The organism is Falsiroseomonas sp. CW058 (assembly GCF_050563535.1).
GTDB lineage: Bacteria > Pseudomonadota > Alphaproteobacteria > Acetobacterales > Acetobacteraceae > Falsiroseomonas.
In genome coordinates this window covers 95,519-109,011 of record NZ_JBNXUO010000009.1, presented here as the reverse complement: position 1 = coordinate 109,011, position 13,493 = coordinate 95,519, and the positions used below count along the sequence as shown (strand labels likewise).

Below are 13,493 nucleotides of genomic sequence, written 5' to 3'. Positions count from 1 at the left end.
GCGTGGGGCGGAGGCCTTAGCCGGGATGGGGGGACGGGGGAAGCGCGCGGCCGCGGCAGCCGGCATGTCCGCCCGCGGCCCCTACCCCAGCTCGAAGGTCGTGATCCCGAAGATCCGGTCGCGCGCCAGGGCCGGCGCCGGGCCGGTGTACATCCGCGCCGTCTCGAACCCCGGCGTCAGGCCGAGGCGCTCCGCCAGCGCCACCGCGGCGCGGTGCGGCTCCGGCACGTCGAGGAAGACGGGGCCGGGCGGCACGCGGGCCAGCAGGGCACCGACCAGCGCCTCGGCATCCCCGGCCCCGGCGGCCACCAGGGGCGCGATCTTGTGCCCCATGCGGCAGGGCCTGATCACGCCGAAGGCCGCGACCGCGCCGCCCCGCAGCAGCACCAGCGCGACATGGCCGGGTGCCGTCAGCCAGGCGCGGAGGAAGGCGGCGCGGGGCGCGGGGAAGACCTCCCGGTCCAGCGCCTCGATCGCGGGCAGATATGCGGGCGTGGCCGGCACGATGCCCGTGGCCGGCGCCCCGGGCGGCACCGGCACGCCGCCGAAGCGGATGTTGTTCCAGGCCAGGACGAAGCCGGATTTCCGGTAGTTAGCCTGCTGCGCCACCACGCCGTCCAGCCCGACCAGCCGCCCGTCCAGCCGCGCCATCGCCGCGCGCCAGACCGCGATCCCATGCCCCAGCCCGCGCGCCTCCGGCCGGGCGATGTAGAAGCCGACGAAGCCGAAGCCGTCCCCATAGCGGGTGGCCGAGATGACGGACAGCATCTCCCCGCCCGCGAAGGCACCGAGGAACAGGGCCGGATCCTGCGCCAGGAAGCAGTCCAGGTCCGCATGGCCGGGGTTCCAGCCCTCGGCCGCCGCCCAGTCCAGGGCGCCGCCTGCCTCGGCCTGCGTCAGGGGACGGACCGTGGCGGTCAATGCATCACGTCCCCGCCATTGGGCGAGATGGTCGCGCCGACGAAGAAATCCCCGCCCGGCGAGGATGCGAGCAGCAGCGCCGCCGCCGCGATCTCCTCCGGCTGGCCGACCCGTCCGAGCGGCAGGCCCGCGCCGGTGCGCTCCGCCCAGCCCTCGCCGAGTTGCGCGGTCAGGTCGCTCACCACCGGGCCCGGGGCGATGGCGTTGACCAGGATGCCGCGCGGCGCGCCTTCCCTCGCCAGGGCACGGACGAAGCCGACCAGCGCCGCCTTCGCGGTGCAGTAGGGCACGATGTTCACCCCGCCCTTGAAGGCAAGCTGGGACGCGGTGACGATGATGCGCCCCCGGCCCCGCGCCGCCATCCCCGGCCAGACCGCCTGCGCCGCCACCCAGGCGGCCTTCACATGCACCGCCATCACGCGGTCGAAGGCGTCGTCGCCCAGCGCCTCGAACGGGCCGCGGATGTTGATGCCGGCATTGCTGCACAGCACGTCGCAGGGGCCGAGCGCGGCTTCCGCCGCCGCGACGAAGCCGCGCAGCGCATCGGCATCGGCGACGTCGAGCGACCGGTGGAAGGCGCGGCGCCCCGTCGCCGCGATCGCGCGCGCCACATCCTCCGCGCCGTCCTCGTCCCCCAGGTGGCAGAAGGCGACATCCGCGCCTTCCCGCGCGTAGAGCAGCGCGATGGCGCGGCCGATGCCGCGGCTGCCGCCGGTGACGATGGCGACCCGGCCCTGCAACTGTCCGCTCACGCCAGCAGCCCCCTCATCGCGGTCCCGAACGCATCCCGGATGGCCATGGACCGCACATGCCGCCCGGCCTCCACCACCACGCGGCCGCCGCAGGCCACGGTCCGGACGGCGCTGCCCTGCCCGCCGAACACCCAGGCATCCAGCAGCGCATCGCCGCCGCGTCCGACGAGGTTGGGGTGGGTGTCGTCCAGCTCCACCAGGTCTGCCCGCATCCCCGGCGCGATGGCGCCGATCGGCCGGCCGCTGGCCTGTGCGCCGCCCGCCAGCGCGGCGTCCAGCAGCGTGCGGCCGGGATGCGGGTTCTGCTCGGCGGTGGCGACCGCACGCGCATGGTCGCGAAGTCGCTGGCTGGTCTCCAGCTGGCGCAGTTCCAGGTTCGGCGCGGTGCCGACATGGCTGTCCGTGCCGATACCGAAGCGCCCGCCCGCCGCCAGGTAGCCCGGCAGCGCGAAGGTGCCGTCGCCGAGCGAGGCCTCGGTGGAGGGACAGAGCCCCGCCACCGCGCCCGAGGCCGCGAGCGCCGCGACCTCGCCGGGCTGCATGTGCGTCGCGTGGATCAGCACCCAGCGCGCATCGACCTCCACATTGTCGAGCAGCCAGCGCACCGGCCGCGCGCCGGTGGCGGCGACGCATTCCTCCACCTCCCTCGGCTGTTCGGCGGCGTGGATGTGGATGGGTCCGTCGAAGGCGGAGAGCTTGCGGATCATCGCCGGCGTGCAGGCGCGCAGCGAATGGGGGGCAAGGCCGGTGGCGCATTGCGGATCGCCGTCGCACTCCTCCCGCACGCCCTCCACGATGCGCGCGAAGCGGTCGAGGTCGTTGAGGAAGCGCCGCTGCCCCTCATGCGGGGGCAGGCCGAAGATGCCGCCATGGCGGTAGAGCGTCGGCAGCATCGTCACCCCGATCCCCGCCCGCCGCGCGGCGGCGAGGTGCCGCCTCGCCATCTCCGCGACATCGGCATAGGGCGTGCCGTCGGGCTGGTGGTGCAGGTAGTGGAATTCCGCGACCGCGGTGAAGCCGTGCTCCAGCAGTTCCGCGTAGAGCTGCGCGGCCACCGCCTCCGCGTCCTCCGGCGTGAAGCGGGACACGAAGCGGTACATCGTCTCGCGCCAGGTCCAGAAGCTGTCGCGCCCGGCCGGGCTGCGGCGTTCGGCGCCGCCGGCCATGGCGCGCTGGAAGGCGTGGGAATGCAGGTTCGGCACGCCGGGGATCACATGGCCCGAAAGCCGGCGCGCCGTGCCCGCCGCCGCGCGGGTCCCGGGCGTGACGGCGGCGATGGTGCCCAGCGCGTCCACCTCGATCAGCACGTCGCCCGCCCAGCCCTGCGGCAGCAGCGCATGCGCGGCATGGAAGCTCGTCATCGGCCCGGTTCCCTCCTCCGCAGGCATGGCCGATCCGCGGGCGGGGCGCAACCGGGCTTGGCCGGACCCGGATGTTGCGCCACGCTTCGCCGCAGCACCGGAGCCCCGCCATGAACCCGATCCGCCGCGCCCTGCTCGCCACCCCGCTGCTGGCGGCGGCGCCCGCCCTTGCGCAGGGCTTCGCGCCGCAGCGGCCGGTGCGGATCGTGGTGCCCTTCGCGGCCGGCGCCTCGATGGATTCCATCGCCCGCCTGATGGCGCGCGGGCTGGAGCCGCGCTGGCACCAGCCGGTGGTGGTGGAGAACCGCACCGGCGCGGGCGGCAATGTCGGCGCGCAGGCGGTGGCGCAGGCGGCACCCGATGGCCACACGCTGCTGATCGCGGCGGCGGGGATGATGACGGTCAGCCCGCATCTCTACCGCGACCTGCCCTTCGACCTGGTGCGCGACCTGGCGCCGGTGGCCATGCTCGGCTCCATCCCCAACGTGATGGTGGTGCCGGCATCGTCGCCGGTGCGCGACGTGGCGGGCTTCCTCGCCGCCGCGCGCGCCGCGGCGCGGCCGTTCACCTACGGCTCGCCCGGCAGCGGCAGCTACATCCATGTCACCGGCGCGCTCTTCGCGCGGGAGACGGGGCTGCCGGCCGAGCACGTCGCATATCGCGGCAGCGCGCCCGCGCTGGTGGACCTCGTCGCCGGCCGCATCGACGTGATGTTCGAGAACCTGCCCGGCGCCCTGCCCTTCATCCGGGACGGGCGGCTGCGGGCGCTGGCCGTCACCTCCCCCGCGCGGTCGCCCTTCCTGCCGGAGGTGCCGTCCACGGCGGAAGCCGGCCTGCCCGGCGTGCAGGCGGTGGCCTGGTTCGCCGCCTATGCGCCCGGCCGCACCGACGCCGCGACCCGCGCCCGCATCGCGGAGGACCTTGCCGCGGTGCAGCGGGGCGAGGAGGCGGCGCGCGGCCTCGGCAATCTCGGCCTCACGGTGGAGGTGATGGGCCCCGGCGAGCTTGGCGCCATGGTGGACCGCGAACGCGCCCGCTTCGGCGAGATCGTGCGCGGCGCGAACATCACGCTGGACTAGGAACGCCCCCCGCCGAAGGGATAGCCTGCCGCCATGACCGACCGCTTCCGGAACGCCCCCGCCATCCGCAGCCCGCGCGGGCTCGACCTCAGCTGCCGGCAATGGACCACCGAGGCGGCGATGCGGATGCTGATGAACAACCTCGACGACGAGGTGGCGGAGCGGCCGGGCGAACTGGTGGTCTATGGCGGCATCGGCCGCGCGGCGCGCGACTGGCGCAGCTACGAGACGATCGTCTCCGTCCTGAAGCGCCTGGACGAGGAGCACACGCTGCTGGTGCAGTCCGGCAAGCCGGTGGGCGTGTTCCGCACCCATGCGGATGCGCCGCGCGTGCTGATCGCCAATTCCAACCTGGTGCCGCGCTGGGCGAGCTGGGAGCATTTCTCCGAGCTCGATCGCAAGGGGCTGATGATGTACGGCCAGATGACGGCCGGCAGCTGGATCTACATCGGCACGCAGGGCATCGTGCAGGGCACGTACGAGACCTTCGCCGAGGCCGGGCGCCAGCATTTCGGCGGCAGCCTCGCCGGGCGCTGGATCCTGACCGGCGGGCTCGGCGGCATGGGCGGCGCGCAGCCGCTGGCGGGCGTCTTCGCGGGGGCCTGCGTGCTCGCGGTGGAATGCCAACCGAGCCGGATCGAGAAACGGCTGGAGACGCGCTACCTCGACCACCGCGCGGATGATCTCGACACCGCGCTGGCGATGATCCGCACCGCCTGCGACGAGGGCCGCGCGATCAGCGTCGGCCTGCTCGGCAACGCGGCGGAGGTCTTCCCCGAGCTGGTCCGCCGCGGGGTGGTGCCGGACATCGTGACCGACCAGACCAGCGCGCATGACCCGGTGAACGGCTACCTGCCCGCCGGCTGGACGCTGGCGGAGTGGGAGGCGAAGCGGGAAGCCGACCCCGCCGCCGTCGCCGCCGCGGCGCGGCATTCCATGGTGGCGCATGTGCAGGCGATGCTGGACTTCCAGAAGATGGGCAGCGCCGTGCTGGACTACGGCAACAACATCCGGCAGATGGCGAAGGAGGAAGGGCTGCTGAACGCCTTCGACTTCCCGGGCTTCGTGCCGGCCTATATCCGCCCGCTGTTCTGCCGCGGCATCGGCCCCTTCCGCTGGGCCGCGCTGTCCGGCAACCCCGACGACATCCGCCGCACCGACGACAAGGTGCGCGAACTGATCCCGGACGACCCGCACCTGCACCGCTGGCTCGACATGGCGCGCGCGCGCATCGCCTTCCAGGGCCTGCCCGCGCGCATCTGCTGGGTCGGGCTCGGCCAGCGCCACCGCCTCGGCCTCGCCTTCAACGAGATGGTGGCGCGGGGGGAGATCGGGCCCGTCGTGATCGGCCGCGACCACCTCGATTCCGGCTCCGTGGCGTCCCCGAACCGGGAGACGGAGGCGATGCGCGACGGGTCGGACGCGGTGTCCGACTGGCCGCTGCTGAACGCGCTGCTGAACACCGCATCGGGCGCCACCTGGGTCAGCCTGCACCATGGCGGCGGCGTCGGCATGGGGTTCAGCCAGCATTCCGGCATGGTGATCGTCTGCGACGGGACGGAAGCGGCATCCCGCCGCCTGGCGCGGGTGCTGTGGAACGACCCCGCGACGGGCGTGATGCGCCACGCCGATGCCGGCTACGACATCGCGCTCGACTGCGCGCGGGAGCATGGGCTGGACCTGCCCATGATCGGCGCATGATCACGCCGGGGGCCGCGACGCTGGCGCAGCTGCGCGCCGTGATGGGCGGGGCGCCGCTGCCGCTCGACCCCGCCTGGCGCGCGGCCACGCAAGCTTCCGCCGATGCGCTGTCGGCGCGGCTGGCCACGGGCGCCGCGCTCTACGGCGTCAACACCGGCTTCGGCAAGCTCGCCAGCACGCGCATCGGCGCGGACCGGCTGGCGCAGCTCCAGCTGAACCTGCTGCGCAGCCACGCGGCCGGCACCGGCCCCTTCCTGCCCGCGCCGGTGGTGCGCCTGATCCTCGCGCTCAAGGCCATGTCGCTGGCGCGCGGCGCCTCCGGCGTGCGGCCGGCGGTGGTCGATGCGCTGCTGGCCCTGCTGGCGCATGACGTGCTGCCGGCGATCCCCGCCAAGGGCTCGGTCGGCGCCTCGGGCGACCTCGCGCCGCTCGCCCACATGTCGCTGGTGCTGATCGGGGAAGGCGAGGCGTTCCGCGGTGATGCCGTGCTGGACGGCACGCAGGCGCTGGTCGCGGCCGGCATCCCGCCGCTGACGCTCGGCCCGAAGGAAGGGCTGGCGCTGCTGAACGGCACGCAGGTCAGCACCGCGCTGGCGCTGGCCGGCCTGTTCGCGGCGCGGGACCTGCTGCGGACCGCGCTGGTGGCGGGCGCGATGAGCGTCGATGCCGCGCGCGGGTCCGACACGCCCTTCGACGCGCGCATCCACGCGCTGCGCGGCCAGCCGGGGCAGATCGCCTGCGCGGCGGCGCTGCGCGCGCTGCTGGCCGGCAGCGCCATCCGCGACAGCCACCGCGTGGACGACCCGCGCGTGCAGGACCCCTACTCGCTGCGCTGCCAGCCGCAGGTCGCGGGCGCCTGCCTCGACCTGCTGGACCATGCCGCGGCGGTGCTGCTGCGGGAAGCCAATGCCGTCACCGACAACCCGCTGGTGACGGAGGAGGGCGACGTCCTCTCGGGCGGCAACTTCCACGCCGAGCCGGTGGCCTTCGCCGCTGACGCCATCGCGCTGGCGTTGGCCGAACTCGGCGCCATCAGCGAAAGGCGGCTCGCGCTGCTGACCGACCCGGCGCTGAATTCCGGCCTGCCCGCCTTCCTCGTTGCCGACAGCGGGGTGAATTCCGGCTTCATGATCGCGCAGGTCACCGCCGCGGCGCTTGTGGCGGAGAACCGGGCGCTGGCGGTGCCGCGCAGCGTGGACAGCCTGCCCACCTCCGCCAACCAGGAGGACCATGTCAGCATGGCCACCGGCGCGGCGCTGCGGCTGGCCGCGATGGCGGAACACCTGGCCACCATCCTCGGCATCGAGTTGCTGGCGGCGGCGCAGGGCATCGACTTCCATCGCCCGCTCGCCTCCTCCCCGCCGCTGGAAGCCGCCCATGCGGCGCTGCGCGGGGTCGCGGCGCGCTGGGACGAGGATCGCGCGATGGCGCCCGACATCGAGGCCGCGAAGCGCCTGGTGGAACAGGGCCGCTTCGCCGCGCTGGTGGACCTGCCGTGACGATGTTCGACCGCGTCTGGACCGACGCGCATCTCTGCACCATGGTCCCGCGCGGGGACGACCCTCTCGGCGTGGTCGAGGATGGCGCGATCGCGGCGAAGGATGGGCGCATCGCCTGGGTCGGGCCGCGCGCCGACCTGCCGGGCGACGCCGCCGAGACCACGCGCTGCGACGGCGCCTGGATCACCCCCGGCCTCATCGACTGCCACACCCATCTGGTCTTCGCCGGCGACCGCGCCCGCGAATTCGAGCTTCGCCTGCAGGGCGCGAGCTACGAGGAGATCGCGCTGGCCGGCGGCGGCATCCTGTCCACCGTGCGCGCGACGCGCGCGGCGGGGGAGGATGCGCTGGTCGCCGCCGCGCTGCCGCGCCTCGACCTGCTGCTGGCCGAGGGCGTCACGACGGTCGAGGTGAAGTCGGGCTACGGGCTCGACCTCGCGACGGAGCCGCGGATGCTGCGCGCCGCCCGCCGCCTGCCCGCGCTGCGGCGGGTGGAGGTGGCGACCAGCCTTCTCGCGGCCCATGCGGTGCCGCCCGAATTCGCCGGCCGCCGCGCCGACTTCGCGCGGCTGGTGGCGGAGGAGATCGTGCCCGCCATCGCGGCGGATGGGCTGGCCGATGCGGTCGACGCCTTCACCGATGCCGCGATCGGCTTCACGCCCGAGGAGACGGCCCTGGTCTTCGACGCCGCGCATCGCGCCGGCCTGCCGGTGAAGCTGCATGCCGACCAGCTGCGCGACGATGGCGGCGCGGCGCTGGCGGCGCGCCACGGCGCGCTGTCCGCCGACCACATCGAATATGCGAATGCCGAAGGCATCGCGGCGATGGCGCGGGCCGGCACGGTGGGCGTGCTGCTGCCCGGCGCCTTCTACTTCATCCGGGAGACACGGCAGCCCGACATCGCCGCGATGCGCGCGGCGGGGCTGCGCATCGCGCTCGCCACCGACCTCAACCCCGGCTCCTGCCCCGCGCCGTCGCTGCTGCTGATGCTCAACATGGGCTGCACCCTGTTCCGCCTGACGGTGGCCGAGGCGCTGGCCGGCGTCACGCGCCACGCCGCCGCCGCGCTCGGCCTGCGGGACCGCGGCGCGCTCGCGCCCGGGCTGCGCTGCGACCTCGCGCTCCACGCCATCTCCCGCCCCGCGGAGCTCTGCTACTGGATCGGGCGGAACCCCTGCATCGGCCGGGTGGTCGCGGGCCGATGACGGTCGGGGAGATGCAGGAGCTGGTGCGCCAGGGCGTGCCGCTGGCCGGCGCCTGGGGGGTGGAGGTGCTGTCCTTCGCGGCCGGCGAGGCGGTGCTGCGCCTGCCGCACCGCGACGACCTGCTGCGCCCGGGCGGCACCGTCTCCGGCCCCGCGCTGATGGGGCTGGCCGATGTGGCGATGTGGGTCGCGCTGCTGTCGCTGACCGGCGGGGTGGATGAGAGCCTGACGGCCAACCTTTCCATCACCTTCCTCCGCCCCCCCGCCCCGCGCGCCGTGCTGGCGGAGGCGCGGGTCATCCGGAAGGGGCGCACCCTGTCCTATGGCGAGGTGCTGCTGCGGTCGGAGGGAGAGGAGGCGCCCTGCGCCCATGTGACGACGAGCTGGGCGGCGGCGCGCCGACGCCAGGGCTGAAGGGCGGCCTGTCGCATCTTCTTGCATCGCGGTCATGCAACATCCATCTTTCCGGCAAGCAAGATCGGAGGAAGGACATGCTCGCCCGCGACCTGATGACGACCACCCCCATCACCCTTCCGCCGGACCTGCCGCTCGCCGCCGTCGCGCGGATCTTCGCCGAGCGCGGCATCTCGGGCGCGCCGGTGGTGGATGCGGAGGGGCGGTTGCTCGGGATGGTGACGGAGGGGGACCTGGTCCACCGCCTGGCCGCGACGGAGCGGAAGAAGCCGGGCTGGCTGACCGGCCTCCTCGCCACCGCCGGGCAGCAGGCGGAACAGTATGCCCGCCTGCATGGCCGCACCGCGGCGGATGTGATGACCCGTCACCTGGTGACGGCGGAGGAGGACACGCCGGTCGAGAAGATCGCGAAGGCGCTGGAGGACCGGCACATCCGCCGCGTGCCGGTGCTGCGGGGCGAGGTGCTGGTGGGCGTCGTCTCCCGCGCCGACCTGATCCGCGCGGTCATGGCGCCGCCGGCCGAACCGGCGGGGGTGGCGGCCGACGACGAACGCATCCGCCGCGACCTGCGCCAGGCGATGCGCGGGCAGGCCTGGATCGACGCCTTCTACATCTTCCCCGACGTGCGCGACGGGGTGGTGATGTTCCATGGCTGGTGCCGGAACGAGGAGGTGAAGCGCGGCCTTCGCGTGCTGGCCGAAGGCATCCCCGGCGTGAAGGGCGTGCAGGTGATGGTGGAGAAGCCGCCCCTGCCCGTCCTGTCCCCGTGATCGCGGCCTTGCGCGCCGCCGCGGCCTTGAATCCGCCACGGGCGCGGTCCAGCATCCGGGGACGGGGCCCGGACCCCCTGCCGGGCCCCGTCCAGACACCGTTGCGCCCCCGCGCAGCGACGGCGAACGGAGGTTGAGGGCAGATGGACGGGAGCATCGCATCGGGCGGCACGCTGCTCGGGCGGTTGTCCGAACGGCATGCGGATCTCGAACGGCTGATCGCCACCGAGCGTGCCCGCGCCATCCCGGATGAGGGGCTGATCCGCCGCCTGAGCCGGGAGAAGCTGCTGGCGCGGGATCGCATGGCGGCCCTTTCGGGCTGCGGCATGCCGCGCTGGGCCCGCGGGGACGACCGCTCCGGGGAGTGAGGCACGACCGGCGGCACTGAAAGGGTGCCGCGGCCTGCTCAGCGCGCCGCGACGCGCCGCCCGGTGAACAGCACGGCCGCGAGCATCCCCGCAACCGCCAGTACCACGCCCGCCAGCTTCGCCTCGCCCAGCGCCTCCCCCAGCACGGCGACGGACAGGATCACGGCCATCACCGGCACCATGGTGGACAGGCAGGCCGCGCGCGTCGCCCCCATCAACTCCGCCGCGCGGGCGTAGAGCGTGGTCGCGAGCGCGGAGGCGAAGACGCCCTGCGCCACCGCCTGCAGCAGGCTCGATTGCCATGGCTGGCCCGGCACGCTGCCGAGGCCGAGCGCCAGCCACACCGGCAGCAGCGCCAGCGCGGACAGGCCGCACACCGCCGCGTTGCCCGCCAGCGCCGGCACCCGCCACCGGCGCAGCAGCCCCGTGAAGCAGCCCCAGGTGGTGCCGGCGCAGACCAGGATGATGTCGCCCCGCCAGGCGCCCGGGTGGCTGCCCGCGATGCCATCCCAGCCGATCAGCAGCACCCCGGCCACGATCACCGCCACCGCGGCAAGCCGTCCCCGTGTCGGCCATTCGCCCAGCAGCGGGATGGCGAGCAGAACGCCGGTGACCGCGGCGGTGATGGGGGCGACCGTCCCGCCATGGCTGGCCGGGGCGTAGGTCAGCCCCCAGCCGAACAGCAGCGCGTTCCCCGCCCCGCCCGTCGCCGCCAGCGCCAGCAGACGCGGCAGGCCGAGCCCGCGGAGTGCCGCGCGGGACCGCCAGGCGAAGGGCGCCAGCACCAGCCCTGCCGTGATGTAGCGCAGCGCCGCGAGGTCGAGCGGCGTGAACCCCGCGACCGTGCCGCTGCGCGCCACCACCGCATGGGCGCCCCATGTCAGCGCCGCGACGAGCCCAAGGGCCAGCCCGAGGAGGATGTTGCGGGCCGATCCGGTCACCGGGCGATGCTACAGGCACCGGGCGGCCACGCGAAGCGCCTGCGGCACGCCGCCCGCACCCTTGGCGCCCCGGCGCCTGGGCGCCGGCACGTCAGGCGGCGTGGATCTCGTTCACCTCCGACCCGAAGCGGTCGAAGGATACGCCGTAGCAGTGGATGGAGATGGCAGGGCGGCAGGACAGGTTGGCCAGCCGATGGATCAGCCGCGGATCGGCGGGGCCGTGCCCGCCGGCGCCCGGCGCCAGCAGGCGCGTCGTGGCCGGCACCGGCGGGTCGCCGGGCTCATAGCAGGTCTCGGTCAGCACGCCCTGGTGGACCGCGAAGGCGCACCAGGCCTTGTGGCCATGCACCGGGGACATCTGGCCGGGCTGCCAGACCAGGGCGACGACCGCATATCCCCCCGCCGGATCGGCATGCAGAAGGTGGCGGACATACCGCTCCGCACTGCCCGGCACCTCCCGTCCATCGAGCAGAAGCGGATCGGCGGCAAAGGCGGCGATGGCGTCCGCCACGGCCCGTGGTCGCGCGGCGGCATCGCCACGCGCAGCCGCCGCGACCGTGGCCAGCATGGTGTCGAGCGCGCTGCGGGGGCGGATGAAGGTCATGGAGATGCCACAGCTGATCCGGCCGCAGTATTCCGATGAACTTTCCAACATGCAAGCTGAAAGGAGGTGATCCATCCCCAATTTCCACACCACCTGCCAATTCTTCCCCCCTCGCGACCCCTGCTGGTTCCCGCGTGCCCGCCCCCTCCCGGCCGGGCTGCGGCTGTGGTCTGATCCGGCCCGCCACCGGGAAGGACACCACGCATGCGCCGCCGCCACCTCCTGCTCGCCGGCCTCGCCGCCGGTCCGGCCGTGCCCGCCCTGGCGCAGCCCGTGTCGGCGCGTCCGCTGCGGCTCGTCGTCCCCTTCCCCCCCGGTGGCACCGCCGACCTGCTCGGCCGCCTTGCCGCGCGGGAGATCGAGACCCGCCTCGGCCAGCCGGTGGTGGTGGAGAACCGGGCCGGCGCGGGCGGCGCCGTCGGGTCCGAAGCGGTCGCCCGCGGCCCGGCCGACGGCAGCACCCTGGTCCTGTCCAACATCGCGAGCCAGGCGATCGGCCCCGCGGTGAACCGCAACATCGCCTATGACAGCGTGCGTGACTTCACCCATGTCGGCCTGATCGCCGCGGTGCCGAGCGCGATCGCCGTCTCGGCCGCCGGCCCCTTCCGCACGCTGGCCGAGCTGGTCGCGCGCGCCCGCACCGCGCCCGGCGCCGTCCGCTTCGCCTCCAACGGTGTCGGCACGTCGAGCCATGTGAAGCTGGAACTGCTGAAGCGCGCGGCGGGCGTCGACATCACCCATGTTCCCTATCGCGGCAGCGCCCCGGCGGTGACCGACGTGATCGCCGGACAGGTGGAGGGGCTGATCGCCGCGGTGCCCGACATCGGCAACAACGACCGCCTGCGCCTGCTGGCCGTGACGGTGGCCGAACGCGCGAGCCGCTGGCCGGAGGTGCCGGGCGTCGCCGAACTCGGCTTCCCCACCCTGGTCGCGACCAACTGGTTCGGCCTGTCGGGCCCCGCCGGCTTCCCGCCCGAGGCGGCGCAGCGCATCAACGCCGCCCTCGTCGCCGGGCTCAACACGCCGGAACTCACGGAACGGCTGGCGGGTCTCGGCGCCGCGCCCAACCGGATGACGCCCGCGGAGTATTCGGCGATGGTCGCGGCCGAGGTGCCGCGCTGGGCGGAGATCGCCCGCAGCGCCGACATCCGCGCCGAATGAGCGCGGAGACGGCGGCGGAGCTGGAAGCCCGCCTGGCGGAGGTGCGCGCGAAGCGCGGCTACCTGCTGCCGCATCACGGGCTGATGGCGCTGGCCTTCCCGAAGCTGCTGGCCGGCTACGACGCCGCCTACACCGCCATGGCGCTCGACGACCGCGTGCTGTCGCACCATGACCGGGAATTCGTCTGGCTCGCCGTGCTGGCCGCGACGGACGAGGCGATGGCGACGCACCACATCGCGAAGTTCCGTGCGGCCGGCGGCACCGATGCCACGATCGGCGCGGCCTTCGCCGCCGCCGCGCTCGCCATCGGGGCGGAAGCCTTTGACTTCGCGGCCCGCGACTGGGCACGCCAGCTTGCGCCCTTCGACCCGCGGCGCGCCTATCTCGACGCCCTACGCCGCGTGGCGCCCGGCGCGCCGATGCGGCTGGTCCACCTGGCCGGGCTTGCGGTGCAGGTCTGCCGCGCCCGCTGGCGGCCCTTCGCCTGGCATCTCGGCGCCGCCTATGCCGATGCGGTGCCGGAGGAGGAGATGGCGGAGGCGATCAGCCTGGCGATGTTCCCCGGCAGCGTGCCCCACTTCGTCGAGGCCTGCGGGCATTGGCGGCGGCTGATCGCGGAAGGCGCGCTGCCGGCGAGCGACCGCTTCCGCGCCTGGGCCGCGCTGACCGGCCAGGGCGGGCATGACGAGGCGGCGGGGCTGCCGCCCGGCTGACCGCC

At 74.4% G+C, this 13,493-nt stretch carries 14 protein-coding genes; 9 read left to right on the top strand and 5 right to left on the bottom strand.

From position 1 onward, the window contains the following. Nucleotides 1–81 precede the first annotated feature (81 nt). Genes ACK8OX_RS09865 through ACK8OX_RS09855 form a run of 3 tightly spaced genes read right to left on the bottom strand, consistent with a single transcriptional unit; the run spans nucleotide 82 to nucleotide 3,034 of the window. Nucleotides 82–921, bottom strand: coding sequence for a GNAT family N-acetyltransferase (locus ACK8OX_RS09865; RefSeq protein ID WP_430663857.1), 840 nt, complete (start codon nucleotides 919–921; stop codon nucleotides 82–84). Next, nucleotides 918–1,673: an SDR family NAD(P)-dependent oxidoreductase gene (locus ACK8OX_RS09860; protein WP_430663856.1), complete on the bottom strand. Its 756-nt coding sequence runs from the start codon at nucleotides 1,671–1,673 to the stop codon at nucleotides 918–920. The genes ACK8OX_RS09865 and ACK8OX_RS09860 overlap by 4 nt, the downstream gene beginning before the upstream one ends. Continuing rightward, nucleotides 1,670–3,034 carry a formimidoylglutamate deiminase gene (locus ACK8OX_RS09855; protein WP_430663854.1) on the bottom strand — a complete coding sequence of 455 codons (1,365 nt, stop codon included), beginning with the start codon at nucleotides 3,032–3,034 and terminating at the stop codon, nucleotides 1,670–1,672. Before ACK8OX_RS09855 ends, ACK8OX_RS09860 begins: the two co-directional genes overlap by 4 nt. 110 nt (nucleotides 3,035–3,144) lie before the next feature. Here ACK8OX_RS09855 and ACK8OX_RS09850 point away from each other — a divergent pair, with 110 nt between their 5' ends. From ACK8OX_RS09850 to ACK8OX_RS09820, 7 genes are all read left to right on the top strand, one after another. Next, nucleotides 3,145–4,113, top strand: a complete 969-nt coding sequence (locus ACK8OX_RS09850; protein WP_430663853.1) for a Bug family tripartite tricarboxylate transporter substrate binding protein — start codon at nucleotides 3,145–3,147, stop codon at nucleotides 4,111–4,113. 33 nt (nucleotides 4,114–4,146) lie between these two features. After that, entirely contained in the window at nucleotides 4,147–5,814 is a 1,668-nt protein-coding gene (hutU, locus tag ACK8OX_RS09845) for a urocanate hydratase (RefSeq protein ID WP_430663852.1), read from the top strand. Continuing rightward, nucleotides 5,811–7,313, top strand: a complete 1,503-nt coding sequence (hutH, locus tag ACK8OX_RS09840) for a histidine ammonia-lyase (protein ID WP_430663851.1) — start codon at nucleotides 5,811–5,813, stop codon at nucleotides 7,311–7,313. Before hutU ends, hutH begins: the two co-directional genes overlap by 4 nt. A 2-nt stretch (nucleotides 7,314–7,315) precedes the next feature. After that, nucleotides 7,316–8,518, top strand: a complete 1,203-nt coding sequence (hutI, locus tag ACK8OX_RS09835; protein ID WP_430663915.1) for an imidazolonepropionase — start codon at nucleotides 7,316–7,318, stop codon at nucleotides 8,516–8,518. Beyond that, a complete protein-coding gene (locus ACK8OX_RS09830; protein WP_430663850.1) occupies nucleotides 8,515–8,931 on the top strand; it encodes a PaaI family thioesterase in 417 nt (138 codons plus the stop codon). Before hutI ends, ACK8OX_RS09830 begins: the two co-directional genes overlap by 4 nt. A gap of 77 nt (nucleotides 8,932–9,008) precedes the next feature. Beyond that, nucleotides 9,009–9,701, top strand: a complete 693-nt coding sequence (locus ACK8OX_RS09825) for a CBS domain-containing protein (protein ID WP_430663849.1) — start codon at nucleotides 9,009–9,011, stop codon at nucleotides 9,699–9,701. 143 nt (nucleotides 9,702–9,844) lie between these two features. Next, complete coding sequence (locus ACK8OX_RS09820; protein WP_430663848.1) at nucleotides 9,845–10,069, top strand: DUF465 domain-containing protein; 225 nt, start codon at nucleotides 9,845–9,847, stop codon at nucleotides 10,067–10,069. A 38-nt stretch (nucleotides 10,070–10,107) separates the two neighbouring features. Here the strand turns inward: ACK8OX_RS09820 and ACK8OX_RS09815 are convergent, their stop codons facing one another. Further along, nucleotides 10,108–11,010 (bottom strand): DMT family transporter, encoded by a 903-nt coding sequence (locus ACK8OX_RS09815; protein ID WP_430663847.1) that lies wholly within the window; start codon nucleotides 11,008–11,010, stop codon nucleotides 10,108–10,110. Between the two features lie 91 nt (nucleotides 11,011–11,101). Then, nucleotides 11,102–11,614 (bottom strand): cysteine dioxygenase, encoded by a 513-nt coding sequence (locus ACK8OX_RS09810; RefSeq protein WP_430663845.1) that lies wholly within the window; start codon nucleotides 11,612–11,614, stop codon nucleotides 11,102–11,104. 204 nt (nucleotides 11,615–11,818) lie between these two features. On the opposite strand from ACK8OX_RS09810, the gene ACK8OX_RS09805 reads away from it, so the two are divergent. Then, complete coding sequence (locus ACK8OX_RS09805) at nucleotides 11,819–12,775, top strand: Bug family tripartite tricarboxylate transporter substrate binding protein (protein ID WP_430663844.1); 957 nt, start codon at nucleotides 11,819–11,821, stop codon at nucleotides 12,773–12,775. After that, nucleotides 12,772–13,488 (top strand): carboxymuconolactone decarboxylase family protein, encoded by a 717-nt coding sequence (locus ACK8OX_RS09800; RefSeq protein WP_430663843.1) that lies wholly within the window; start codon nucleotides 12,772–12,774, stop codon nucleotides 13,486–13,488. Before ACK8OX_RS09805 ends, ACK8OX_RS09800 begins: the two co-directional genes overlap by 4 nt. The last annotated feature ends 5 nt before the right edge of the window (nucleotides 13,489–13,493 follow it).

Coding starts and splice junctions, on each gene's coding strand:
- hutH (WP_430663851.1), top strand. CDS start 5,811: ATGATCACGCCGGGGGCCGCGACGCTGGCGCAGCTGCGCGCCGTGATG.
- ACK8OX_RS09830 (WP_430663850.1), top strand. CDS start 8,515: ATGACGGTCGGGGAGATGCAGGAGCTGGTGCGCCAGGGCGTGCCGCTG.
- ACK8OX_RS09825 (WP_430663849.1), top strand. CDS start 9,009: ATGCTCGCCCGCGACCTGATGACGACCACCCCCATCACCCTTCCGCCG.
- ACK8OX_RS09810 (WP_430663845.1), bottom strand. CDS start 11,614: ATGACCTTCATCCGCCCCCGCAGCGCGCTCGACACCATGCTGGCCACG.
- ACK8OX_RS09805 (WP_430663844.1), top strand. CDS start 11,819: ATGCGCCGCCGCCACCTCCTGCTCGCCGGCCTCGCCGCCGGTCCGGCC.
- ACK8OX_RS09855 (WP_430663854.1), bottom strand. CDS start 3,034: ATGACGAGCTTCCATGCCGCGCATGCGCTGCTGCCGCAGGGCTGGGCG.
- ACK8OX_RS09800 (WP_430663843.1), top strand. CDS start 12,772: ATGAGCGCGGAGACGGCGGCGGAGCTGGAAGCCCGCCTGGCGGAGGTG.
- ACK8OX_RS09850 (WP_430663853.1), top strand. CDS start 3,145: ATGAACCCGATCCGCCGCGCCCTGCTCGCCACCCCGCTGCTGGCGGCG.
- hutU (WP_430663852.1), top strand. CDS start 4,147: ATGACCGACCGCTTCCGGAACGCCCCCGCCATCCGCAGCCCGCGCGGG.
- hutI (WP_430663915.1), top strand. CDS start 7,316: ATGTTCGACCGCGTCTGGACCGACGCGCATCTCTGCACCATGGTCCCG.
- ACK8OX_RS09820 (WP_430663848.1), top strand. CDS start 9,845: ATGGACGGGAGCATCGCATCGGGCGGCACGCTGCTCGGGCGGTTGTCC.